The 26,271-nt window shown below is 34.0% G+C and carries 23 protein-coding genes; 2 read left to right on the plus strand and 21 right to left on the minus strand.

Annotated features, from left to right (window positions below):
- Positions 1-70: 70 nt before the first annotated feature.
- The 21 genes from R4Z10_RS19595 to R4Z10_RS19695 form a co-directional block, all read right to left on the minus strand.
- A complete protein-coding gene (locus tag R4Z10_RS19595) occupies positions 71-220 on the minus strand; it encodes a paeninodin family lasso peptide (RefSeq protein ID WP_338470949.1) in 150 nt (49 codons plus the stop codon).
- 14 nt (positions 221-234) lie between these two features.
- The gene (locus R4Z10_RS19600) at positions 235-2,175 is read right to left on the minus strand and encodes an asparagine synthase-related protein (RefSeq protein ID WP_338470950.1); all 1,941 of its coding nucleotides are present in this window, start codon (positions 2,173-2,175) and stop codon (positions 235-237) included.
- 346 nt (positions 2,176-2,521) lie between these two features.
- Positions 2,522-3,697, minus strand: a complete 1,176-nt coding sequence (locus R4Z10_RS19605; RefSeq protein WP_338470951.1) for a nucleotidyltransferase family protein — start codon at positions 3,695-3,697, stop codon at positions 2,522-2,524.
- Between the two features lie 417 nt (positions 3,698-4,114).
- The gene (gene murJ / locus R4Z10_RS19610) at positions 4,115-5,641 is read right to left on the minus strand and encodes a murein biosynthesis integral membrane protein MurJ (RefSeq protein WP_338470952.1); all 1,527 of its coding nucleotides are present in this window, start codon (positions 5,639-5,641) and stop codon (positions 4,115-4,117) included.
- Between the two features lie 39 nt (positions 5,642-5,680).
- Positions 5,681-6,442, minus strand: coding sequence for a GNAT family N-acetyltransferase (locus R4Z10_RS19615; protein ID WP_338470953.1), 762 nt, complete (start codon positions 6,440-6,442; stop codon positions 5,681-5,683).
- Entirely contained in the window at positions 6,420-7,241 is an 822-nt protein-coding gene (locus R4Z10_RS19620; RefSeq protein WP_338470954.1) for a polysaccharide deacetylase family protein, read from the minus strand. The genes R4Z10_RS19615 and R4Z10_RS19620 overlap by 23 nt, the downstream gene beginning before the upstream one ends.
- A 25-nt stretch (positions 7,242-7,266) precedes the next feature.
- The gene (locus tag R4Z10_RS19625; RefSeq protein ID WP_338470955.1) at positions 7,267-8,061 is read right to left on the minus strand and encodes a hypothetical protein; all 795 of its coding nucleotides are present in this window, start codon (positions 8,059-8,061) and stop codon (positions 7,267-7,269) included.
- Between the two features lie 503 nt (positions 8,062-8,564).
- Entirely contained in the window at positions 8,565-9,626 is a 1,062-nt protein-coding gene (locus R4Z10_RS19630) for a glycosyltransferase (protein WP_338473285.1), read from the minus strand.
- A 15-nt stretch (positions 9,627-9,641) separates the two neighbouring features.
- Positions 9,642-10,766, minus strand: a complete 1,125-nt coding sequence (gene wecB / locus R4Z10_RS19635) for a UDP-N-acetylglucosamine 2-epimerase (non-hydrolyzing) (protein ID WP_338470956.1) — start codon at positions 10,764-10,766, stop codon at positions 9,642-9,644.
- 3 nt (positions 10,767-10,769) lie between these two features.
- Positions 10,770-11,879, minus strand: a complete 1,110-nt coding sequence (locus R4Z10_RS19640) for a capsular polysaccharide biosynthesis protein CapF (RefSeq protein WP_338470957.1) — start codon at positions 11,877-11,879, stop codon at positions 10,770-10,772.
- Positions 11,880-11,895: 16 nt separating this feature from the next.
- Positions 11,896-12,933 carry a nucleoside-diphosphate sugar epimerase/dehydratase gene (locus R4Z10_RS19645; RefSeq protein ID WP_338470958.1) on the minus strand — a complete coding sequence of 346 codons (1,038 nt, stop codon included), beginning with the start codon at positions 12,931-12,933 and terminating at the stop codon, positions 11,896-11,898.
- Between the two features lie 20 nt (positions 12,934-12,953).
- The gene (locus tag R4Z10_RS19650; RefSeq protein ID WP_338470959.1) at positions 12,954-14,156 is read right to left on the minus strand and encodes a glycosyltransferase family 4 protein; all 1,203 of its coding nucleotides are present in this window, start codon (positions 14,154-14,156) and stop codon (positions 12,954-12,956) included.
- 33 nt (positions 14,157-14,189) lie between these two features.
- Entirely contained in the window at positions 14,190-15,200 is a 1,011-nt protein-coding gene (locus R4Z10_RS19655) for a peptidoglycan bridge formation glycyltransferase FemA/FemB family protein (RefSeq protein ID WP_338470960.1), read from the minus strand.
- Complete coding sequence (locus R4Z10_RS19660) at positions 15,193-16,266, minus strand: hypothetical protein (protein WP_338470961.1); 1,074 nt, start codon at positions 16,264-16,266, stop codon at positions 15,193-15,195. The genes R4Z10_RS19655 and R4Z10_RS19660 overlap by 8 nt, the downstream gene beginning before the upstream one ends.
- Positions 16,263-16,790: a GNAT family protein gene (locus R4Z10_RS19665; RefSeq protein WP_338470962.1), complete on the minus strand. Its 528-nt coding sequence runs from the start codon at positions 16,788-16,790 to the stop codon at positions 16,263-16,265. Before R4Z10_RS19665 ends, R4Z10_RS19660 begins: the two co-directional genes overlap by 4 nt.
- On the minus strand, positions 16,787-17,452 hold the full coding sequence (locus R4Z10_RS19670; RefSeq protein ID WP_338470963.1) for a sugar transferase: 666 nt from the start codon (positions 17,450-17,452) through the stop codon (positions 16,787-16,789). The genes R4Z10_RS19665 and R4Z10_RS19670 overlap by 4 nt, the downstream gene beginning before the upstream one ends.
- Entirely contained in the window at positions 17,452-18,567 is a 1,116-nt protein-coding gene (locus R4Z10_RS19675; RefSeq protein ID WP_338470964.1) for an aminotransferase class I/II-fold pyridoxal phosphate-dependent enzyme, read from the minus strand. The genes R4Z10_RS19670 and R4Z10_RS19675 overlap by 1 nt, the downstream gene beginning before the upstream one ends.
- Before the next feature lie 178 nt (positions 18,568-18,745).
- Complete coding sequence (locus tag R4Z10_RS19680) at positions 18,746-20,572, minus strand: nucleoside-diphosphate sugar epimerase/dehydratase (RefSeq protein WP_338470965.1); 1,827 nt, start codon at positions 20,570-20,572, stop codon at positions 18,746-18,748.
- A 475-nt stretch (positions 20,573-21,047) separates the two neighbouring features.
- The gene (locus R4Z10_RS19685; protein ID WP_338470966.1) at positions 21,048-21,812 is read right to left on the minus strand and encodes a CpsB/CapC family capsule biosynthesis tyrosine phosphatase; all 765 of its coding nucleotides are present in this window, start codon (positions 21,810-21,812) and stop codon (positions 21,048-21,050) included.
- A 112-nt stretch (positions 21,813-21,924) separates the two neighbouring features.
- The gene (locus R4Z10_RS19690; protein WP_338470967.1) at positions 21,925-22,620 is read right to left on the minus strand and encodes a CpsD/CapB family tyrosine-protein kinase; all 696 of its coding nucleotides are present in this window, start codon (positions 22,618-22,620) and stop codon (positions 21,925-21,927) included.
- Complete coding sequence (locus R4Z10_RS19695; RefSeq protein ID WP_338470968.1) at positions 22,610-23,350, minus strand: Wzz/FepE/Etk N-terminal domain-containing protein; 741 nt, start codon at positions 23,348-23,350, stop codon at positions 22,610-22,612. Before R4Z10_RS19695 ends, R4Z10_RS19690 begins: the two co-directional genes overlap by 11 nt.
- Positions 23,351-23,627: 277 nt before the next feature.
- Between R4Z10_RS19695 and R4Z10_RS19700 the strand changes: the two genes are divergently transcribed.
- A complete protein-coding gene (locus R4Z10_RS19700; RefSeq protein ID WP_338470969.1) occupies positions 23,628-24,416 on the plus strand; it encodes an SGNH/GDSL hydrolase family protein in 789 nt (262 codons plus the stop codon).
- A 981-nt stretch (positions 24,417-25,397) separates the two neighbouring features.
- A complete protein-coding gene (locus R4Z10_RS19705) occupies positions 25,398-26,162 on the plus strand; it encodes a sulfite exporter TauE/SafE family protein (RefSeq protein WP_338470970.1) in 765 nt (254 codons plus the stop codon).
- The last annotated feature ends 109 nt before the right edge of the window (positions 26,163-26,271 follow it).

Here is a 26,271-nt window from a genome sequence, read left to right on the forward strand (position 1 = left end):
CAGGGGTCTCTCTCTGCCTGTTAGGATCTAACAAATACCATACAACAACTTCCGGCTGTACACCTTTCTGTTAGCTGCCAATTAAAGGCATACCTTTCCCATCCGTTGGGATAGTGTCCCCCTGATTCCACGAAGCATCAAAAGAAGTATAGTTTGTACCACCCATTGTTTCATTCACGTCAAGTACCTCTAGTACTGGTTTTTTCCATTCTTTCTTCATTGTTTTCACCTCCTTTAAAGGAACCTGTTTAAAAAGCGTCCAATCACAAGGGTACGTAATAAAATAGTATAATCATCATGCATATAGTAGTTTTGTCGCGGACCTTTCCCACCTGTTTTTAAGGCAGAGCTTAGAACCCGCGGATCGATAAACTCTACTATTCTTTCATCTGTGCTTAATTGCTTGACTTCCTCAATAAAAGAACTCCAATTCGGAGTCATCCGATGAACCCAATCAGCACCTTGAACGCCGCGTACATGTTGGTTTAATCGAACAGAATTAGGCAATATATTTTTTGTTGCTCTTCTCACTAAAGCACGATCATAGCCGTTTTGTATATATTGTTCTTCCGGAAGGGATAAACAAAAACGGATAACCTGTATATCATTCGTTGGATCCCGTTTCCACAAGCCATATCGTAAGGACAACTTACAGTCAAGGGTGTGACCTGCATTCCAATGAAATGCATCTTCGAACAGAATTCTTCTCTGTGTAATAAAATCAGTTGGAGCAAACCAACCCGATTCATCTACCCCATACGGTTTTAGTTTGTTAAAGATATCGGTCCGCTCTGCAAAAGCTGGATTTATGAATCTAGTAGGTTGTTGACTTGTCCCGTTCGACTGTGTTTGATTAAGAAATGGGAAAGCTACCCCTGTGATATATTTTAACTGTCCTAGTCTAGATCCGCCTACATTTCGGTTATACTGCATGAACTCCCGATAAAAACGCAGCAGGTTAAACTGTTTTAATAGAAGGGCATAGTAGTCCATAGCAGAACCCCAAGATATAGTGAAATTACCTTTCTCTCCATTGAGCAAAATCCCAACTTTTTCCTCGTGAGCTTTTTCAAATACACCATTTAACCAGAAAGAATTTTGCAAAAATTTAAAAGGGATTTCCATAATATCAAGAAGATTATCCAATTCTAAGTAGGTGTTTCTTCCTTCGAAAGCGCAGTAATGATCCGATATCCCTCCCACATACTCTACCGTTTCTTTGATAAAAGGCGTCTCATCAGGTAATAGGTGTTTAGGGGTGAAGTCGACAAAATCGCTTGGAGGAATATAACTGAAGGTGTGTAATGTTTTATTTTCTTCTTTCATTGCTTTAACAGCAAAGCCTACTACAGCACCAGAATCTAAGCCTCCACTTAAATAGGAACCAATAGAACGATGGGTTCTTAGTCTGGAATTCACTGCCTTTTGAAAGACTTCCTGAAATGCTTCTACATACTCATTATTTGACTTAAGTCTTAGTTGCTCCTTCGGAAGAAAAGTACCATATTTAGAGCATTTGATTTCTGTTTCCGTAATCACAATGGTATGAAATGGCGGCAGTTGCTCTATATGGTGATACGGAGTCATTTGTCCATCGACTGTATCCGTCATACCTGCGATTGCCAAATATTGGGCCAACCATCGTTCATTTAATTCCTTCTTGACATTTGGCAAAGATAACAATGGTTCAATGGTTGTACAAAAGACAAACCTCGACGAATCCCGATTGTAATAAAGGGTTCTATATCCTGAAGGATCCCTGGCTCCAAATAACTGTTGCTTGACTTCATCCCAAATCATAAAAGCAAAATCACCAATTAAATGTTTAGGAGATTCTTCTCCCCACTTATAGTAAGAAAGAAGGATAAGTTCACTATCCGTGATAGATTTTTGATCGGTTGACTTAACCTGCAACTTTTCAAATAACTCTTTACGATTATCAATGATGGCATCAGTTGTAATGGCACATCCTCTTTCATGATCATAAAACGGAAGCCTCTCGCCTACAGACTCCGGTGTAATCCATTGGGCATGACAGCCTAGAAAAACTTTGTCTGAATACCATATTTGAACATCGTCTGCAGGGTACTTTTGCAGAGCTGACATTAACGTTTGACCATGTTGGCAGTTGATTGGTTCTCTATTTGTATGATAAATACCGGTAATTGCGCTCATGTTCTCCCCCAGAAGATGATTAATTATGGTTAGTACTATAGTAACGTTATTTATGTTATCAAGTATTTAAATGTTCATTATAAAAGTTTCGACAATATAATTTAGTTTATCACATTTTTCCCCCATGTCAATTAACTAGTTCTAACGATCTATAAAACTATTTACTCCATTTTTCTAAAAAACAATTAAAATTTCCAATGACAAAATAAAGCATAAAGAAAAAAAAAGGATATGACCCCCAAAAAGTTTGGAATCATATCCTTTTTAAAATTTTTAGTACCTGCAATTTCAGACAAATGCTTGGCCTAAATGAAATAATCATTTATGTTCGAACTTTACACACTATTTAAATTTCTTTATGTCTCAATGACCGTTTTCTTATCTTCCTCACCACCATTAGAAAAGGACGTAATGGAAAATATAAAAGATGCAAATATTTAGGCAATTTGAATGTCTGTACATCAGCATAGTTAGGATAAAACAATAGTAAACCCTTGAAGAATCTATCTGCTTTGTTCATCGACCATCTATAGCGCTTATATGATTTAGTTGAACTGATAGCCGCTATTGATTCCATTCCATTGATGAATTCCATTGAATGTTGCGCCAGCTTCCTTGCATCACTTCTTTCCGTTAATTCTTTCAAATCACCTTCAATTGGAGTCCTCAATAGCTCCGAGGTTAAAATAAGCGCTTGTCCGCCTACATGACCTCTGTGATATTGTTTAAGTTGCTGGATGCTTTTTTCGATATCCAATCCTTTTCTTAACATTTTATCAATATCCAATAACCAACGAAGGCGAAACCATCCATGGCGAGCTCCATGTGATACGAGATACGTAAATAAATCCTCTTCCCCTAAAAAATAAACAGGCTCGTTTGTGATTACACTGACCCTTTTACGTTCCCATAATTCATTGAAAGAAGGTTCTTTAGATGGAAACGGCTCTAATCTCCAATGAATTTCCAGCATCATCTGTTTTTGTGGATGATAATAAACGATATGATGCTTTCCCCATTTCCAATCGTTCAATACGAAAGGCAATACGGAAAGTACCGGTTCTTTTTCATAGCCTAAATCGATTAGAATCTCTTCAACTCTTTCAATATGTTTTATTTGTATTAATATATCTAAGTCTTTAGATGTCCGCAGGGAAAGATCACCATAAAGATGAGCAGCAATGACCGGTCCTTTTAAAAAAAGAAGCGGAATATGATTTTCGGTGAATAACTTGCTAAGTTGCTCCATTTCCTTGCTTAATGCAAGCATTTTAAATGTATTGAGCTTGTATTCCTTATATAAGGTTTGAAGGACAAATGAGGGAATTCCATCAATATTCTTTAGTTTTGAATAAACCATTGGATAAACACGATGATGTCTTGCTAATTGGAGAAGTATCTCCCATTCAATATCAGGTAACCATTTTTGATGAATGGGCTCATTGTCAACCCTCATGAGTTCCAGTAATAAGTTTAATTCTTTTGATACCGTGGATAAATTAAGACAATAATCGTTATTCATCTATACTCCCTCATCAAGTTTACATAGTAAGAATCTCTATTAAATAAAAGAAAAAGTGAACGGTACAGAACATTTCGACACAAATCTACTAAATACATTTTTCAAAAACCATTTCAATTAATAGTATATAACACATTAAACTGCTATCATAGACATTTATACCTATTTAATTTAAAAAGCCCTGTGGAAATAAATCCACAGTACTTAATCTACATCCACCTATTCTAAAAACTTTTCCATTTTTCAGGATGACGTCTAAGTCACCCTTTGTTCGTAATCCTCCCACTTTCTAATACCTGTCTCAACATACCGAGGTTTTTTTTCGAGAGCTCGGCCATTTCATAAAAAAAAGAGAATACCATTATATACACACGGTTTAGGATACGTTCCTCTACCAAGAATTTAACTATATGACCTTTAGCTATTGTAACCCCCATGAAATATTTTTTTGAAAATAATCTCCGATTCTTTTACCTTTAAAAGGAAGTTTAATATCAGGTAAATTATTATACCTAAAACAATTGAAATAAAGAGAGATATATGAATATTAATATTTTGGCTTATAAAACTATAGGACCAATAAACTATAATACCCATTATAGTTGAAGAGATTAAAATTTTAACAAATGAAACATATAGTTGAAACAAATTTAAAGATCCTACTTTTTTTCTTAAATTAATAAACAATAATATTGAACTAATAATTCCTGATATACTGGTCGCAAGCGCTAATCCTCCTATCCCCATATATTTAGACAAAATAATATTAAGTATTATATTTAAAATAACAGCAATACTAGCGTTAATCATTGGAGTTTTTGTATCTTGTAATGAATAAAAGGCCCTCGATAATATTTCCCGAAGTCCAAAACCTACCATTCCTAAAGAGTAAAAAAATAAAGCATTAGAAGTCATCATAACAGCTTGCTCGTCAAACGCACCTCTACCAAACAAAGTTAGTATTAACGGTTCAGATAGCACCATTGCTCCTACTGTAGCTGGGATAACCAAAAAATTAATAGTTCCTATTGCATTATTAACTTTTTCTTTAAATTCTATTATTTGATTATTTGCTGCCAATTTTGAAATAAGAGGATACATTATATGAGCTATTGATAAAACAAATATTCCTTGAACAAAACCGTTTATCTTATTTGCATAAGTAAGACTAGAAATTCCCCCTGTGGCTAATTGTGAAGCTAATGTTCTATCAATTAAAACATTAATTTGACTAATTGAGTTACTCAATAAAATAGGCATTGCAATTAAAGCTGTCTTTTTAATATTTGGATCTTTAAATTTTAAAACAAACTCATACTTGTACCCATGTTTATGTAAAAATGGAAAAAGTACGATATACTGTATTAAAACGCCCGTAACAGCTCCGACTATTAATAATTGTTCATTCCAAAATGTACTTAAAAATATAAATAGTATTACAATAGAATGACCTATAAGTCCATTAAGAGCTGGAACTAAATAGCTGCCATGCAATCTTAAATATGCATTGAAGAGGAGTATCCCTACAGTAAAATAACCTCCTAATAAGCTAATCTTAGTAAATTCTACTGCTGATTCTAGTGTAGTTCCTTCAAATCCTGATGCGAATACCTTTACTAGCTGCTCTGCAAATGTTAATCCTAAAATGGTAATAAGAGTGATTATAATAAATAAAATATTAAGTAAGTTGTTAGTAAACCATTTACTTTCATGCTTTCCAAATTTCTTTTCAATATTACTGTACATTGGTACATAACTAGTAGATATCGCAGAACCGAGAAAGCTGAAAACAGCTGTTGATATAGTTAACGAGATCAAATAAACATCTGTGGTTGTGGATGCGCCGTAAAAGTAAGACAGAACGATATCCTTAACAAATCCAAATATATTAGCTACTATCGTTATAACTATTAATAGAGTTGTGGTCTTTTTCAAATTAATCATTACTTTCTAATTTTATATATCCAAAGCAGTATAAACAGCTTAAAATAAGGTATCCATTTTATATAAAGGGATTTTTATATTTTCAGGTATATTTTTAGTAGCAAATACTACACCCCTTCCAAAATATCCCTTCGTTGAATATACTAAATGAATAGGAAACCTTGTTTTTGGTAAATTAAGTGCGTATTCTCTGTCAACTTCACCAATAATGAGGTATAAGTTAAATTTCCGCTTTTTTACTAAAAAATAAGAGCCTTTAATATATGAATAATATAATGAATTGTAATTGGGATTATAAGTTCTAGAAATTAGCCATTTTAAATATGAGGAATCTATTCTATCAATGTTGTTTATATCAACTTTTGAATTGAAGAATTTATATTTCATATGTAGCGATATCTCCCAGCTAAGCTTTCTATAACCACCTAATGAATTATCATTTGGAAAGTTATATATATAGGAATCTTTGATATTCTGATTCAGAGCTACTTTGGTCATCTTCCCAAATATTCCTTTTCCTCGATATTCTTCTAGTACAGCAGTATCACAAGGTTGATATGCTTTATTACCATGAATATCATTTCTCCAAAAAGCTCTTGCACCAATACAGCGATCCTCATAATATGCTAATACAATAATTGAAGGGCCGTAAATGTTTTCAAAGTACTTCTTTTTAAACCTTTTTATATTAAAGTTAGATTGAAATACTCTTCTTTGTATATAAATAAAATCATTTATTGCGGTTTCAGGTAATTGATCAGACCAATAGTGAAGAATCTTAATTTCGTCGGAATACTTCATTTTTATACCCTTTCGTAATAGATTTTACGTTTCTTATTACTTGATTGTATAGATTATGTTTTCCATTTATTTTTTCGATAAAAATTTCTTGGTTATCCTCATTTTCTATCCCGACCCTTCCTATTAAATATATATTATTTTTTTTCACTGGTTTTCTTCCATCAGAGGTATACAACCTTTTATACAAATTTAGTTCATCTAACAATTTAACTATCCTATTATCATACATTCCATAAGGAAAACAAAAATCATTTACATCAATTCCCACTTTTGTAAGTATAATTTCATTAGCTAATAAAAATTCATTATCAATCCTTTGTTTATCTATAAACCTTGCATCTACATGGTTTAAAGTATGTGCCCCAAAATTAACGATACCACTTTCATTCATTTCCTTTACCATATCCCATGTTAGGTATTCATTTTTCTTACCGATTGCACCTACTTCTAAAAATACATTAAATTTAAGACCGACATTTTTCATAAATGGATACACTAGATGATAATTATTATAATATCCATCATCAAATGTAATTAAAATATTTTTGTTAGAATTCGCCGTCTCTTTACCTTCCAAATTATTTAAGTCCTCAAAAGTTAAAGTATTGTAGTGATTATCTATTAAATAGTGCATTTGTTGTTTGAATTTTTCGAACCTTATTTTATCATAACTGAATCCGTCTTCTAAAACCACTTCGTGATAATAAATATGCTGTACATTAGTGTTTTTAGATGATGGGAGAAAATCACCTAACTTAACTAATATACACTTAGTTATTTTTTTTATTTTCTTTTTCATTTAAATCCCAACTTTATACCAGATTTTATCGTTTCTTTTTACTCATATATTCAATCCTTGAATATAATAATAAAAGCAAAATAGCATAAACTCTTAAATTAAAGAATAATCCTGCTGTTAAACTAGTTAGAACAAAAGCAACAATTAAAAAAAGTTTATAATTTCTATCCTGGTTTATATTTGACTTATAAAAAAAGTAAATCATTAAAGTATAAAAAACAAATCCCATTAAACCATAAAATAGCAACATATAACCTAGATCAAAATCAGTTTGGGCAGATTCTATTATTTGATAATTATATGGTCCTAACCCAATAAAAAAATTTAGTATATTACTATTTTTAATAATGTCTAAAAAAGTAGTATATTTATATTCCAAGGAGTTATTTAAACCACTAGATACATCAAATAACCTTAAATCGGAAAAACCCAATTTTCCAAAGATTACTACCACACAAAGGATTATTATTGGCAGGATTGATATAAATAGAGTGAATCCCCTTCTTTTTAAACCTTTTCTACTAATCTGTATAATCATAGATAACACTAATAAAATTGAAGCTACAAGAAACCCCGTCCTTGATCCAGTTAAAATTAACGAAACAAGTATTGTTAAAAGCAACACAGAGAATAATTTCAAATTAATTTTTTCATTAAGCTTTAAACTCAAAACAACTCCTAAAAAAAATACTATAAACTGTCCGTAATTGTTAAAATTAATAAAAACTGAACCGGCTCTAAAATTTTCCAACGAGGAGTACTTTGATGAAACTGATAAATGAATGCTATCCCAGTAAATTGCTCCTAAAAGTTCGTTCATTCCAAACAATTTATAATATTGGAGTACAGCGATAATGAATATTACTGTAAAGATGCTTGACCAGAACCTTACAAAAAAAGATTCATTTATTTTTATATTACTGATAATTAGTATTATTAGTATATATATAGATACTCTAGATAGTTCCTTATATGCACTATTAATATTAAAATAAAGTGATGGTTCGATAATAATTTGTAAAAGAAGTAAAAAAATAATTGATAGAAATAAAAATGTTAGTTTAGGTACATTTAACTTCCAATTATTTCTCAACAAAATTACTATTAAAAAGAATATCATTACAAGAATATTATAAAAAGTAAACTTGGTGATCAGGAAAAAAACAATCATTATAGACATAACTATATATATGAAATGCTCTAAGTCAAAATACTTTTTGTATTTAATCATTTTATTCAAACTTTCTATGTGAAAACTTATTACAATTGATTACTTCCGAAGTAGTAACAGAGTTTAATCTTTTAGTCATTACATAAACTCCTTTAAATATAATCAATAATTCTCTTAAAGTTGGTTTGATTATTAATTTTATAATTTTGTTTTGTATAATTACTATCATTATTTAAAATACGATAGATTTTTTCGGCTAAATCATCCTTATTAAATGGATCGAAAAAATCTACATTAGGATATCCATCCAATACCTCGTTTGCAAATGGTAAATCTGATGCAAGGATAAACCCCTTATGCATCATTGCCTCAAGCAATGGTAATCCATATGTTTCAATATATGAGGGGAATAGCAAAACTGAGTTAGTGTACATATCAAATACCCGTTCTCTTTTCATAGTTCCTTTAAATTCAACCGGGAGTTTAAAACTCTTAACCTCATTTCTTATGTTGCATATATGATCATTTTCATCACCATTAAGCGTAAAAATGATTTTAAACTCTCCGGAATATTTCTGTTGCAATATTTTACATGCCTCAATTATTATTCCATGATTTTTATATTTTGCCGGCCCGGCTGGATAAAAAAAGGTTGAACAAGACTTTTTATTTGGAACAAAGTATTTTTTAACGGTAATTTCGAATTGGGGCGGCACCACAATAATATTCTCTTTTTTTAGTTTAGCCTTTTGTAAACACGCTTCTCTCATCCATTCTGTTTGTACTATGACTCTTTGTGCTTTCTTCATTGAATTAGTTATACTACGTCCAATTATATTTTGATACACCCAAAGCAATCTATTTTCTTTAAAACTAAATTTATATTTAACAAAAGGCAAAGATTGATGAACATATATCACTTGAGGCACCTTAGTTTTAGGAATCATAACATTTTGAAATGATATGATTTTGTCTACCTTATATTTTTTTACTAACCTTGGTGCTATAAGATAATCAAAAAATAGTCGATGCATCCAACTTTTTTTTATCCAGGGGAACCTTAAGACTTTTATATTTTCAGATTCATGCAATTTGGGCTTACTCAAAATAAAAAACCATTTGATTTGCTTATCATCATATGATTTAACTTCATTATAAAATTCATGTAATATTGACAAAGCCCCTCCATGTTCTGCAGGAACATCAAAAACCATTATATTCAATAAAACCTACTCTCCCCAGACCGTTCTATTTACATAATCAGTATAAGATAAAATAATCCTAAGCACCTTATCCGACACATTAGGCATACTATAATCTTCAACAAGCCTTAATGTACCTCTTTCTTGCGTTTCTAAAATTTCAAGTCCCTGTAAAATCCTTTCTTTCTGTAAACCAACCATCATAACCGAAGCTTCTTCCATCGCCTCTGGCCTTTCATGAGCTTGTCTTATATTAAGTGCTCTAAATCCAAGAATAGAAGATTCTTCACTGATCGTTCCACTATCACTAAGCACCGCTTTGGCCTTAGTTTGAAGTTTCACATAATCATTAAAACCTAAAGGCTTCATCGTTTCGACTAGTGGATTAAATTCTATCCCTTTAGTATTAATCATATTTCTAGTTCTAGGATGTGTACTAACAATTACAGGTAGATTGTACTTCTCTGCAACAGCATTTAAGCTATCAACTAAATCTAGAAAGTTTATTTCCGAATTGATATTCTCTTCTCGATGAGCTGATACAACAAAGTATTTTCCTTCTTCAAGTCCCAAAGTCGCTAATATATCTGAACTCTGAATGTCGTCTTTTCTCGAGTTTAGCACTTCAAACATCGGACTTCCTGTTTTAATTACTCTATCAGATGGGAATCCTTCTCTAAGGAGATATTCTCTTGCAATATCACTATATGTTAAGTTGATATCTGCTGTATGATCAACAATTTTCCTATTTGTTTCCTCTGGTACTCTCGCATCAAAACATCTATTGCCCGCTTCCATAGGGAAAATCGGAATATGCCTTCTTTTTGCAGCAATTGCACATAAGCAACTATTTGTGTCCCCAAGGACTAAAAATGCATCAGGTTTTACCTCTTCCATAATTGGATCTATTTTAACTAAAATATTTCCTATAGTTTCTACTGCTGTTCCAGTAGCAGCATTAAGAAAGTAGTCTGGTTTTTTTAAGTTAAAATCTTTAAAAAACACTTCATTTAATTCATAATCATAGTTTTGCCCTGTATGAACAAGTGTATGTTCTATTGCATTTGACTCTTCTAGCTTATTTATAACAGCTGACAATCTAATAATCTCTGGTCGCGTACCAACGACTGTCATGACCTTTAATTTCTTCATCAATTATACCTCCACGAAGTAAGTATCCGGCCTGTCCGGATCAAAACATTCATTTGCCCACATTATGGTTACGAGATCACTTTCTCCTAAATTTACGATGGAGTGTGTATATCCAGTAGGAATATCTACAACCTGTAGTTTCTCTCCACTCACTCTATATTCGATGATTTCTTCAGAATCAATCTTTCTAAATTGGATTAAACCTTCTCCGCTTACAACTAAGAATTTTTCATTTTTTGTATGATGCCAGTGGTTTCCTTTTGTAATCCCAGGTTTTGAAACATTTACAGAAACTTGCCCTCTTTCAGGAGTTCTCATAAATTCTGTAAAGGATCCTCTATGGTCAGTATTCATTTTAAGATCATAAGAAAACTGATCCTCTGGCAAAAAGCTTAAGTACGTACTATAAAGTTTCTTTGTTAAAGGATCCTCCATATCAGGAATACTTAAATTTTCTCTGCCCTCCTTAAAGCTTTTTATAAGAGCCGCTAATTCCCCAAGTTTAATATTATGTGTTACAGGTACAACACAGTAGTCATCCCGCATAGTTGGATTCCCCTCTAAAGCTCTTAAAAACTCTTCTAAAACATCATCTATATAACAAAGGTTAAGCTCTGCATTTGGATTGTTGACCTGAATATCTAAACCTCTAGCTATGTTGTAACAATAAGTAGCCACTACAGTATTATAGTTAGGCCTACTCCATTTGCCAAATAAGTTAGGCAGTCTATATACATAGATTTTTACATCAGTTTCTTTCCAATAATTAAATAGTAAATCTTCTCCAGCCTTTTTACTTCTTCCATAGGGATTATCCTTTTCTGCTTGAATTGAAGAAGTAATAAGAACTGGAGCCCTATTATCGTGTTTCCTTAATAATCCTAGTAATTGAGATGTTAGATTAAAATTACCTTCCATAAACTCTCTTTCATCTTTAGGCCTGTTAACTCCAGCTAAATGAAATACAAAATCACATTCTTTTGTATATGTTTCAAGTAATGAAGGATCACTTTCCCTAGTAAATTCAAATATATTGTTATAACCTCTATTTTTAAGTTCAGCGATAAGGTTTTTCCCGACAAACCCTTTCGCTCCTGTAACAAGAATATTCATCAGTTAATACCACCCTTTAGTTCATTACGTGAATCTGTTTATTCCATTCCTTCAATTCATTTTGAACATAGTCTAATTCAAGTAATTTCTCTTTAATTTCCTCAACTGTTAGAATTTGTGTATTATCTGAATTGTATTCTTCTATAGTAGTAAGCTGTTGATCTCCCTCTTCAAAATACTTATCATAGTTAAGATCTCTTTGATCCGCAGGGACTCTATAGAACCCAGGTAAATCCTCTGCTTTCACATATTCCTCTTTAGTAAGAAGAGTTTCATACCTCTTTTCACCATGACGAGTTCCAATTATTTTAATTGGATTACTTGCATTAAACAGTTCCTTTACAGCTTGAGCAAGGTCACCAATTGTACTTGCTGGAGATTTTTGAACCATAATATCTCCCGCCTCAGCATTTTGGAATGCAAATACTACAAGCTCTACTGCCTCTTCTAAACTCATAAGAAATCTTGTCATATTAGGATCCGTAACTGTTAAAGGCTGTCCACTTTTAATTTGTTCAATAAATAATGGAATGACTGATCCACGAGAAGCCATTACGTTACCATATCGAGTTCCACAAATAAGTGTTCTATTTGGATCAACTGTTCTTGACTTAGCAACAAATACTTTTTCCATCATTGCTTTTGAAATACCCATTGCATTAATTGGATAAGCTGCTTTATCTGTTGAAAGACAGATTACCTTTTTTACCCCATAATCAATAGCAGCTGTTAGTACATTATCCGTACCCATTATATTTGTTTTTACAGCTTCTAAAGGAAAGAATTCACAAGATGGTACTTGCTTTAATGCGGCCGCATGAAAAATATAATCTACACCGTGCATTGCATTTTTTACACTTGCTAAATCCCGAACATCTCCAATATAAAACTTTAGTTTATCATTTTTATATAACTTACGCATATCGTCTTGCTTTTTTTCATCCCTAGAAAAAATGCGAATTTCTCTTATTTCACTTTCTAAGAATCTTTCCATTACAGCATTACCGAAGGATCCAGTTCCACCTGTTATTAATAAAGTTTTATCCTTAAACACATAATTACCTCTTTTCCAGGTTATTTAAAATGACTCATTATAATTTCATACGAGTGCTTAGCCGTATAGTTTTCTTCCAAATATCTTCTAGCATTTATACCCAACTGTTTTCTCAATTCTATATCACATAACCGCTGTATTTTTTTATTGAACTGTTCAACATCACTGCTCTCGCACCAAAAACCAAATTTACCTTGTTCGATAACCTGTCCAATATCAGTATTTACATCAGTTGCAGCTAAAACAGGCATAGACGCCTGCATATATGAAAGAAGTCTTGATGGAAAATTTGGTATTGTAAAACGTTTATCTAGGAAAATCAATCCTATATCACAAGAATTTGCTAGAATTTCATAATCGTCTTTTGGTAATTGAGCAAATAATTGTGCATTGGTAAGCTTTTCACTGTCAAAAAAGGTTTTAAGTTTATTAAACTCTGTCCCTGATCCAGCTATAACGAAATAAACATTATTATTAACTTTATTAGCCTTTAAACATTCTATTAAGAAATCAATTCCCTGCGGTTTTCCCAGGTTTCCTCCATATATAAATACCGTTTTGTCGAGAGGTATATTGTACTTTTCTCTAATTTCCCTAATCCTGGATTCATCCTTCTGTATCTTTACAGGCTCTATACTATTTGGACAAACCTCAACTGTATCAGGAGAAACTTCAGTATTATTTTTCAAGACAAAATCCACATTTGCCTTTGACATACATCCAATAAAATCTGACTGAGAATACAGCTGCTGTTCTTTCAACCTGAAATATTTATATATAAGACTTTTTTTGCTAAACATATTTAAATCGACGGCATTTTGAGGGAAAATATCTTTTAATAAAAGATATGTTTTTGCATTATCCCTTTTTTTTACATAGCTAATCACTTTTCCAAAAGTTATCGGTGGGGTTGAGTAAATTACTAAATCAAATTTTATATCATGCAAATATTTCTTAATAGCCTTTAAAAATATGCCTTCTATCCTTAAAGTTGAAATACCTTTCTCTATAACATTTGTTTTGGTTATATTACCAATTCTCACTCGAAGAAACTTTACTCCGTTATCACTTCCATACTCAGTCGGCTTGTTTAACCTTTTTTCTCTAGGGCTGACTACGTACACATTGTGTCCATTGTCCCTAAACTGTCTTAATAAATCTGTATACAGCCCTCTATCCTCTATATTATTTAATCTGCCAATTGACAAAAACAAAATATTCATTCTACCATCCTCAATTATTTAAAACAGCTTTTTTTATAAATTATTTCTATATGCGGGAAAATAGTCTAAGGAACTTTTAGTCCCTACTTTTTCGCAAAGTTCTATATACACCGATGGATTCCATATTTTCTTTCCAATATAAAAATCAAATTCAGTATTCTTAGCAAAACCTTTTTTAAATTTATATAATCCATCTTCCTCAGAATTTGAACGACCACCACCATGATGAATCATTTCATAACCATTTTCCTTCCCCCATAAAGTAACTGCATACCTTAGTATATATGCAGGTGAAAGGTGAAGGTATTCACTTAACGTTCCTGATAAATGGATGTGTATGTTCTTTCCATAAACAAAATATAGTCCCTGAGCGATTGTCTTACCATCATATATAGCTTTAACTATTATAATGTTTTCTCTAAAATAGTTTAAAATAATATCAAAGTAATCATCGTCAAAGTAGTAATAGCCAGTTGCATTATTTCTATCCATTGTAGAATAATAGATCTGTTTAAATTCTCCAATATCAGTCGGTTTTTCTGTAACCTCAAAATTAACACCCTTATTTAGTGCCTTACGTATATTTTTACGACAACTTTTTGAGAATTCACTTTGAATCGGATCATCGTAATCTTTTAAATTGGTTCCAAGTGTTTTTCTAATACAAGAAACATCATATAGCCCTTTAAATTCATTAACATTGCCTACTAATGGATGAAATCGAATAAATTCACTTACGATATCGTTTTCCTCGCAATATTGAGAAAAGGCCTCAAAGTATTGTGAAACTAATTCATTTTTCTTACTATCAACACAATCAATTATTACCGGTCCCCCATAGCCGTTTGGAGTTACAATATCGTAATAAGTCACACTATCTATCTTTATTGGTATTTGTCTTACTATAAATTGATTCTTCACTTCACCTAATTCATTTTGAAAATGGAAAACCTCAGATTTTCCATTTTCAACTTTCTCATATAGCCTTCCATAATTTTCATCAAAATAAATATCTTGATTCCGTCCTACTACTAAACTATTCATAAAATTCCCCAAGTCTCCTTATTAGATATTGGATATCTGTTTCATCATATCTTTGATCAATAACTAGGGATAACTCATTATCAAAAAAATCAGTTACTACTTCACCTTTTAAATTAGTTGGTTTTGGCCAATGCACTGGACAATATATACTATTATTAATTAAATGCTTTCTTATCTTATTTCGTTCTTCAGTATTACTAAAAATGATAGGAATAAAAATAGGACAATCACCACTTAACAATTCAGGGAAAATAAAATCAAACCTGTCATTTCTCAACAAATTTTCATATATAATTTTTGCATTCTCTTTACGCTTATTAATAACAGATTCCAAATTTATATTTTGAAGTATTTTATAAGAATCCCGGTCAATACTATACAATGAATATTCCTTATTAAGTATTTCATTAGCAATACTGTATTTCTTTAGAAATTCTGCTTTTTCATTAGAATTATCACCATTCATATAACTTGCCTTTTCTAACATCGCCAATTTCCTAACCCTAACCATTTCCTCAAATGTTTCTTCTTTAGACTTAATATCAAACCGACCATTAGTTTTAACAGCAAGCCCTCCACTTATAACGGGAAACCACTTTCTTAAACTAGCGACTATATAATCGGAATGAACGTTAAATGACTTGTCGGATAGAAAAGAATGTGTTGAGTCTTCAATAACAATAATATTTCGCTGTTTAAATATCTCAATATATCTATCCATTCTCCCTTTTGAGAACCCAAAATAATTCATTGCAAAGAATATATCGCACTCTTGATTCATATTTATATTAAACTTAAGTTCCTCTTCAAACTTAACATCATAAAAAATGATATTAATACCAAAGTCAACAAATGGTTGAATCATAGATTTACAACAGTAAGAAGGAAAATAAACCGTATTAATCTTATTATTTTTTAGTATATCCTTTAAAACAAAATGTATTGCAGTTCGTCCGGATAGGAGAAGTTTATTATCGACACCAATGTTTAACCATTGGGGATATTCAAAATCAGTTAATTCCTCAAATTCTTGATCTAACCAAAATTCACTCCCTATTTCCCTCATTTATAATCACTTTTTAATAAGGAATACGAAAGTAAATCCTGATATGCACCATTTTTGAAGACACGCTTACGTAGTGTTCCTTCTAATAAAAAACCACTTTTTTCAAACAATTTTTGCGAAGCAGTATTATAATTGAGAATATTAGCAACTAGGCAGTTTAAGTTTAATTGATTAAAGGCGTAGTCGATCAACATTGTAATAGCTTTAAAGCCTATACCTTTATTTCTAATGTTATCTTCTTTTTTTAACTTTATATTTATAGTTGCAGTTCCATTTTTATAGTCTATTCTTGTTAGTGATACTACTCCAACTGCACCAACATTATTTATATCAATAATGAATCTGACATTATATCTATCATTGCCTAAACTATTAATCCAGTTAATTTGTTGATTCGATGAAACTGGGAAGGACCATCCTACAACCATTTTTTCAATTTCTGGGTCATTAATTAAATCCTTCAATAACTGCGTATCTTCTTGTTCAATTGCTCTTAATACTATTTCTTCTCTTAAAATATTCATTTAATAAAAGTCTCCTCTTTTTCGTCGATTTGAGATTGTCTGTAAATATGGAAACTTACTATCTCCGTAGTTCCCCTTACAGCTACTCCTTCTCTTTTAAAGACCTTTAACAGTGTTTTAAATATAATAGACACATCTAGTATAAAGCTGATATTTTTTATATAATTAATATCAAAATGAAACCGTTCTTCCCAATTTACTGTATTACGACCATTTATTTGTGCTAAGCCTGTCAACCCTGGTCTTACTGTATGTCTTAACTTCTCACTTTGGTTATAATATGGTAGATAAATTACAGCTAATGGACGGGGACCAACTATCGACATATCACCCTTGAGAATATTAAAAAGCTCTGGTAACTCATCAAGAGATGTTGAACGTAGTAAACGACCCAACTTTGTCAGTCTAACACTATCAGGTAGTAGCTCTCCATTCCCATCTCGCTCATCCGTCATAGTCCGAAACTTATACATCGTGAAAATCTTTTCATTTAATCCCGGCCTTTTCTGCCTAAAAATCACCGGACTACCTAGTTTTGTTCTCACAAGTATAGCAACCACTAGTAATACCGGACTAAGGACAATAATCGCAAGTAAAGACAATATAAAATCCATCGGCCTTTTAATAAACCTTCTATAAATACCACCCTTAGAAAGATTCATTATCTTAACCACAACTCCTTTATAATCTCACAAACTCTCTCCAAGTCCTCATCCGTCATCTTCGTATCACTCGGCAAACAAACCCCATTCTGAAACAACTTCTCCGATACACCCTCACCAACAAAATCATACTTCTCAAAGAAAGGCTGCATATGCATCGGCTTCCAAACAGGCCTCGACTCAATATTCTCCATTTCCAGAGCCTTCATCACATCAATCGGTCTAACGACACCATTCAAAGTCATTGAACTTAACCAATAATTAGGTTCATCCCACTCATTACTTGGCATAAATTCAACACCGTCAAGTCCACCAAGCTCTCGCTTATAAAATTCATATATATATTTCTTCTTCGTAACCCTTAGGTCTAGCACTTTGAGCTGTCCTCTACCAATTCCAGCAACCACATTACTCATACGATAATTAAACCCTAATTCACTATGCTGATAATGTCTTGCTTGGTCTCTAGATTGAGTAGCCCAGAATCTAACCTTCGCAATGCGTTCTTCATTATCAGAAACAAGCATCCCACCACCGGAGGTGGTAATTATCTTATTCCCATTAAAAGAGAAAATCCCATAATCACCAAAAGTTCCTGTGTGTTTTCCTTTATAGTAAGTCCCTAAAGATTCTGCCGCATCCTCTATAACCGGTACATTATGTCTCTTACAGATTTCCATAATCTTATCCATATCTGCTGACAATCCATATAAATGAACGACAATAACAGCCTTTACTTCCGGATACTTCTCAAATGCTGCCTCCAATGCCTTTGGACTCATATTCCAAGTTTCATAATCACTATCAATAAAAACAGGTACCGCATTTTGATAAATAATAGGATTCGCAGTAGCGGAAAACGTAAGAGTCGGACAAAATACGATATCCCCTTCTCCAATACCCGCTGCCTTAAGAGCCAAATGAATAGCTGCTGTACCAGAAGAAAGTGCTGCTGCAGCTTTAGAACCAACCTTTTCAGCAAGTTCTTTTTCAAATCCATTCACGTTTGCTCCAAGCGGGGCAATCCAATTTGTTTCAAATGCTTCTTGCACATATTGTTGCTCATAACCTTCATCACTCATATGCGGTGAAGAGAGGAATATTTTATCTGACATTGATCAAGACTTCCTTCCTTTTCCTAAATTAAAATTTTATTTAGTAATATTAGAACTTGGCTGGAACAAAAATGACCTCCAACCAACTTCTAATATACTAAACTAAACCTCTAGTAAACTAAATGTATGAGGAACGAAGTTCCGCCCTTCTATTAGAACGGAACCTCACTCCAAATACTTACAAACTTCTAACCAAAGTTTTCTGTTCTCCAAACTTCGTATTAGCAATCCCCACAAGCGTCTCCTTCATCTCAACAGGGGTCTGATCTAAAAGGGTCTCAACAATCTCATAGAGCTCACACTTACCCATCGGTTCTGCTTTTCCAATGAAGATTTTTGGGAAAACTTGCTCCTTCTGCACTTCATTCTCATTCAACAGTTCCTCATACATCTTCTCCCCAGGCCGCAACCCTGAAAATTGAATCCCAATCTCCTCAACAGAATAACCCGAAAGGGTAATCAAGTTCTTAGCAAGATCCACAATTTTAACAGGCTCGCCCATATCCAAGACAAACACTTCTCCCCCACGAGCCAACGCCCCCGCCTGTATCACAAGCCGCGAGGCTTCAGGAATAGTCATAAAATAACGAGTAATCTCAGGATGTGTCACTGTAATCGGTCCACCAGCTTGAATCTGTTTCTTAAACAACGGAATTACACTTCCACGACTCCCAAGCACATTCCCAAACCGAACCGCAACAAATTTGGTTTTGCTTTCCTTCGCCAAATTTTGAATAATCATCTCAGCAAAACGTTTTGTAGCCCCCATCACATTTGGTGGATTCACAGCCTTATCCGTTGAAATAAGAACGAAATTCTTGACCCCAAAAGCATCCGCTGCTTCTGCCACATTCCGAGTCCCAAAAATATTATTCTTCACCGCCTCGGTCGGATTATACTCCATCAAAGGTACATGCTTATGCGCTGCCGCATGATAAACCACATCTGGTTTATGCTGTGACATAAGATCAAACATCCGCTCACGATCCTGGACATCGGCAATTATTGGTACAATCTCAAACTCACTGCCATACTGTTTTCGGAGTTCCATATCAATCGTATAAATACTATTTTCTCCATGACCTAAAAGCAGCAGCCTCTTAGGAGAAAACCTTGAGATCTGGCGGCATATTTCTGATCCAATGGATCCACCAGCACCTGTAACTAAGACAGTTTTCCCGGTTAATTTATCCGAAATAATCCCCATATCCAACTCAATCGGTTCCCGACCAAGCAAATCTTCTACTTCCACATCACGAATTTGACTCACGGACACTTTCCCAGTTACTAAATCCTCAATTAATGGAAGAATCTTTGTTTTTGCCTTTGTTTGCGAACATTGGTCATAAATCCTTTTCATTTCTGTTTTCGTTAAAGATGGAATCGCAATGATGATATTCTGGATCTTTAACTTTTCTACAATCGAAGGAATATCTTCCGTCTTCCCTTTTACATCAATTCCATAGATTTGTAGCTTGTACTTAAACGGATCATCATCCACAAACGCAACTGGATATAAATCGGCCTCCTTGTTTTTCAACAATTGTCTAGCCACCATCGTCCCAGCAGACCCAGCTCCAACAATCAATGTACGTTTTCGATTCGGATTGGGTGTAATAAAATGATCCCGAAACACCCTCCATGAAAAACGAGAACCACCGATTAAAATGATATGTAGCATCCATGTAATCCCTAAAACACGGAAATATACATTATTGCCAATGATTAATTGAATCCCTGCAGTTACCACAACGGCAAATGTAACAGCCTTTGCAATCGCAATTAACTCTCCAACACTCGCATACTGCCACGCTTTTTGGTACAGGCGATAAATAGAAGCAAATAAATGATGACTGATCAATAACGAAATCGCACTCGCCCAGATCATCGGCTCTGTATACACATTCATCGTTGGATTTAAAAACAAATAGCCGACAAAAATAGATGTTAAGACAATCAACGAATCCAAACCAACTAAAAACGGAATCCGCTTTTTATAACTCATTTTGCAACTCCCTTTTTTTAAAATATTTAAACATTAAGATTAAAACAGCATAGTGTCTAACGACAACCCATATTTACGAATACATACTCTCGTTAAACACTATGATGGGTAGCAGCTTTACCATTTCATAAAAATGCCTTATAAGGAAAACAACCGGCCATAACCGGTTGCTCTTTAACTTCTTTATCTGAAACTTCTAAACCGGGCATCCAACCCACCCTCACATCACGCTCCTGACAACAAGTGTCTAAGGACTATATGGAAATAGTCCCACAGCGCAATCGAGTGCCCCCAAAGATAACGGTCAGGAGACATCACCAAAATGCTATCCTATTTTATGTATGTCTATTACAGCCGGGCAAAACGAATAGGTTAACATGTAGTGGGTATTATTTGAAATGTTCTTCTCCCAAGAGGGGAAGCTAGTCATCTATGTTATCAGTTATATTTTTTGTTAGGTGATTATTAGTCCAAATTAAAATATCCCCAAAAACTTCTTCCTTTGCACAGGCTGGGGAATTTCCCTATACACCATTTTCCCCTCTACTAGCAGTTCAGCATTTTCTCGGAACATGTAAACCATGTCGATTCCATATTTTTTCTCAACCGCATCCATGGCATCAGACATTTTAAACGTACGATTACGAACATTATGAGCATCAGATGCAATAAAATGGATCAAATCCGCCTCAATCAACTGCTCGGAGAACTTCTTGATTTTCTTTCCAAAATAGCCTGTCAGACTTCCTGCAGTAACCTGCGATAATGCTCCATTATTTATAAACTTGTAAAGCAGATCTGGATTTTCAATAATTGCCTGATTCCTCTCGGGATGGACAATGATCGGAATCAGCCCTTCTGTTTGCAGTTCATAAAATAACCGTTCTGCATAACGTGGGACACTCCCAGATGGAAATTCAACAAAAAGATAATTGGTTTCATTTAATGGGAGTATTCTCCCGCCTGTAAGATAATCTTGAATGATTTCCCCATAAATTCGTACTTCCTGCCCAGGTAATATCGTTAAGGGAATTCCTTCATTAGAAAGAGTTTCATTTAAACGGGCGACCTTTTCTAAAATATCTCGTTTTTCATTGTTATATTGATTATTTTTATGGGGAGTAGCAATGATTGTCGTAATCCCTTCTCTTACCGCTTCTCTTGCCATATTAATAGATTCATAGACACTTTGTGCACCGTCATCTATCCCAGGCAATATATGACAATGGATATCAATCATTGCACTCCCCCCTTTTACTTTCACCATATTATGACAATATTCTTATGATACCACCTAGGTAATTCTTCGTAAATATTTCTACTATTAAATTATTGTAAATGTTACTATTTTGTTAACTTCTACCATAATAGTAGTAATTTGAACTATCCATTTTCTTGCTATTTAAGACAACACCTAAAATATGACTATTAGCCGCGTGCAACAATTCCTTTGCTTTCACCACTTGGTCCGTTTCCGTTTTACCGCTGCTTACAACTAAAATCGTTCCATCACATTTACTTGCCAAAATTTGTGCATCCGTTACGGCTAAAAGTGGCGGAGAATCAAAAAAGATTATATCAAACTTCCCTTCCACCTCTTCTATTAACTGTCCCATCGCTTTTGAGCCAAGTAATTCGGCAGGGTTTGGCGGGACTGGCCCACTAGTTAAAATAAATAAATTGTCCTCCATCGATTCTTTGATGACATCTTGTAATTTGGACTGTTTCGTTAACACATTGGTTAAACCAAATGTATTAGTGCAATTAAACGTATAGTGGACGGTTGGCTTCCTTAAATCAGAGTCGATCAGCAGAACCTTTTTCCCTTGTTGTGCAAATACAACCGCTAAGTTGGCAATCGTTGTTGACTTTCCTTCTCCAGGACCTGAAGAAGTCACAACAACGGTTTTGATTTCTCTATCGACACTTGAAAATTGGATGTTCGTCCGAATTGTTCGATACTGCTCCGAAATCGGTGACTTTGGATTTTGATGCGTAATCAAACTCCGTTTTAACTCCGTCTTTTTTGATTGTTTTTTAAGAGCCAACTGTCTCACCCCTTACCGTTGCATGCTTCCCCTTCACGCTCTTAAGTTCTGTCTTACTATCAATCTGAGGAATTGATCCAAGAACAGGCAATTCTAGGATTCTTTCAATATCTTGTTCATTTTTGATCGTATTATCAAGATATTCTAATAGGAATGCTAAGCCCACGCCAGCCATTAATCCCACAACTAGAGCAATCGCAATGTTTAATAACGGCTGTGGCTTAATAGGAGATGGATTTTCTCCAACATTTGCCTTCGCTAAAATTTTGACGTTATCAATATTCATTAAGTTCACAATTTCCTTTTGGAAAACTTCCGCTGTTGTGTTCGCTATATTTGCGGCCATTTGTGGATCCGAATCTTGAACCGTTAGATTTACAACCTGTGAATCTTGTGCACTAGCAACGGTAATTTTCTCATTCAATTGTGACGCTGTTAAACCATTCCCTAATTGTTCTGCCACTTTATCTAAGATCGCTGGACTTTTAATAATAACGTTGTAAGTATTAATCAATTGCAAGTTCGTTTGAACCGTACTTGTATTATATTCGACCTGTTCATTTTTGACTTGATTGACTAATAGTTGCGTAGAAGCTTGATAAATCGGGGTTAGAAAAAAGTAACTAATGACTCCACTGACAATCACTGCTAATGCTGTGATGACGACAATTAAACTTAACCGTTTTTTTAACGTCTGGAAAAGCTCTTTCAGACTAATCGTTTCTTCCATTGGATCCTCCTATTAGTAAAAAAAAATTAGAATAGCTTTTATTCTACTATATTTGTAGTTTTTTTTCGTCATTTATTGTTATTTTTTTACAAAAACAAAATAATTATAACATGTCTCATTGCCTTTTTCAAACTGACATAATGTTATTAAATTGTCTACGTTTCGGCTTGCCTATTTATATTAAACGATAATTAAACACTTTGTGAAGAGGAAAACATTGTATGTTTTAGATCGAATGATTTTGATATAAAATTCTACTATAAAGGAGAGATCATAGATGAAGCAGATCATTGCCGTACTTTCAATCATTGCCACGATTGTTATTTTAGTTCTTGGCCAAATGCACTGGAATAGTAAAACGACGGTGTCTGTTGCTAGTGAAGGTGTAGCTGACGGGGGAAAGAACACGGAGATTGATTCATTGTTAGCCCACACGACTCAGTGGCCTGCAGACAGTGTGAAAAAGTTTCAAGAAAAGGCTCAAGCTGGGGAACCGTTTCACATTGCCTTTTTAGGATCTAACGCCTTAAGAGAAGGCACAGACACCTGGCCAGAACTTGTCAAGACAGCCTTAAATGAAACATATGGTAAACATGTAACCGTATCTATCTTTTCTTATAATTTAACTTCAACCGTTTATGTGAACGAGGAGAAAGTAGAAGAAATCGTGGCTGTGGAGCCTGATATGGTCATTTTTGAGCCATTTACATTAAAAGATAACGGGGAGGTCGTTTCTGAAGATTCTTTAGAAAATACCGCTCATGTACTAGCCGTTATTAACGAGAGCCTGCCAGAAACAACCGTCATCCTGCAGCCACCGCATCCTATATACAATGCCTTCCATTACCCAAGACAAGTGGAAGCACTTGCTGGATTTGCTGCTGATAACGGAATCCCGTACTTAAACCACTGGGAAGCTTGGCCAGATCCTAAAACAGAGGAAATCAAATCCTACCTCACCGAAGACGCCTCCCAACCATCCACACAAGGACATGAAGTCTGGGCGCAGTATTTAATTGATTACCTAGTGAAACGTGGGGACGGTTCTCACGTTTCACTTAAATAAGTTCGTTGGGTAGCCGTAGGGCATCCTCACTTTATCGTTTCACTTATTGTCTATTTTATTCGGCCTAGATAATAAATAATGAAAAAGGTCGGTCTTTTGTTTGCAACAGCAAACAAAAGACCGACCTTTTTTAAATCCAAATGAGACATGTATGCGTTTACATAAATCCCATGTAATTACTTTTTATTTTCTTACTCCTTAAAGCTCGTAGTTTTGTGTTTTTAATAATCATATCAACTTAATCTTAACAACTCATCAAAGGCTTAATCGTTCGAGATTATAATTGATGCCTAATAATTGATCAACTACTCGCTAACCAAACCTTTTAATAATTTCCTCTTTTAGTCTTTCTTTATCTTCAGCCTCCTCGTCAGTTAAAGTATGTTGAGGCCTTTTAGCCAAAATTTCATAACCCCTCAAGATTTCTTCATTTGTTAACTTTTCTAACTGGATAAAAAACCTCCTAACTTCACAATTTCAAATACATTATGGAGCAATAATTCAAGGCTATTCTTTAATGATATGACTTACATCAAAAGAAAATCACAATTCTTATATAATTTTTTCCAATCATTAATTGGTCTTTACACTCTCCTACTAATGATAAAGCTATAGAAAATACGCCCAATTATAGTGGAGAAAGGAGCCCTAATTTTAGTAAAGAGCCACTTAGTAAACGAGAGTTTGCGAATATAAGTCAGGGCATCACTGTAACCCAGACTTACGGATGATCTTTTATTTTTAAGAAATAATATATTTTGTTCTTTTTTTAACTAAATAAAACGAATCACATGAAGATCTCTATTTCATATCTTTAAAACAGAATTATCGTTCGGACCACTACGGCCTAAAGTACTAACCAACTATTCTAAGAATAGGCCTGTTCCCCATCCAAATTAGGCTAACCATGAATAGAATCCTCACATAAATTGCAGATATGACTAAATATTAAAAAGGGTCATTCTGGGGAGTGTATGTTTAATGGGGTTCGGGATTATTGTCATGGGCTTATTGATTGGTTTTTTGGTTGGGCTGACAGGTGTGGGAGGGGCCGCGTTATTGACTCCTATTCTAATATTATTAGGCATCAGTCCATCGATTGCGGTTGGGACGGATCTTATCTATAATTCAGTCACTAAATTCTTTGGTTCTATCCAGCATTGGCGACAAAAATCCATCAACCTCCAATTGGTTAAATACCTCGCCATTGGGAGTATTCCAAGTGCGATTTTGGCGGTCATCGTCCTTCGGGTTTTTGACTCTTTTTTTCAAAATCAAGAGCAAATCATTGAAATTGCGCTTGGATATACCTTAATTTTGGTTGCCATTGCCACGTTGGTTAAAACGTTCATGAAGGAGAAGTATGACTCGAATCGTTTTCAACTGAAGCCTTTAGAGGATAAACGAAAGATGACGATCTGCATTGGGGCTATTTTAGGATTTATGGTAGGCTTAACATCTATTGGTTCTGGGTCTCTATTTGCCTTAGCGATGTTATTTCTCTATAAACTCCGAGCATCTGAATTAGTCGGAACCGATATTGCTCATGCCTTCTTATTAGTATCAGCAGCAGGGTTTATGCATGCGGGAATTGGCAATGTCGATTATTTACTCGCCTTAAATTTATTAGTCGGATCAATACCCGGTGTTATTATCGGTAGCACCATCTCCTCAAAAGTACCAGCAAAACCTTTAAGGGCAATCGTTGCATTAATTATATTAGTAAGTGGATTTCAACTCATCTAATATGAAACATGGGGACGGTTCTCGCGTTTCATTCCAATAAGTTTGTTGGATCTGACGTAAGGACCTCTCTCTTTACCGTTTAACTTACTTGTCTCATTTATTCAATTTA

This window comes from Niallia sp. XMNu-256 (genome assembly GCF_036670015.1).
GTDB lineage: Bacteria > Bacillota > Bacilli > Bacillales > Cytobacillaceae > Bacillus_BD.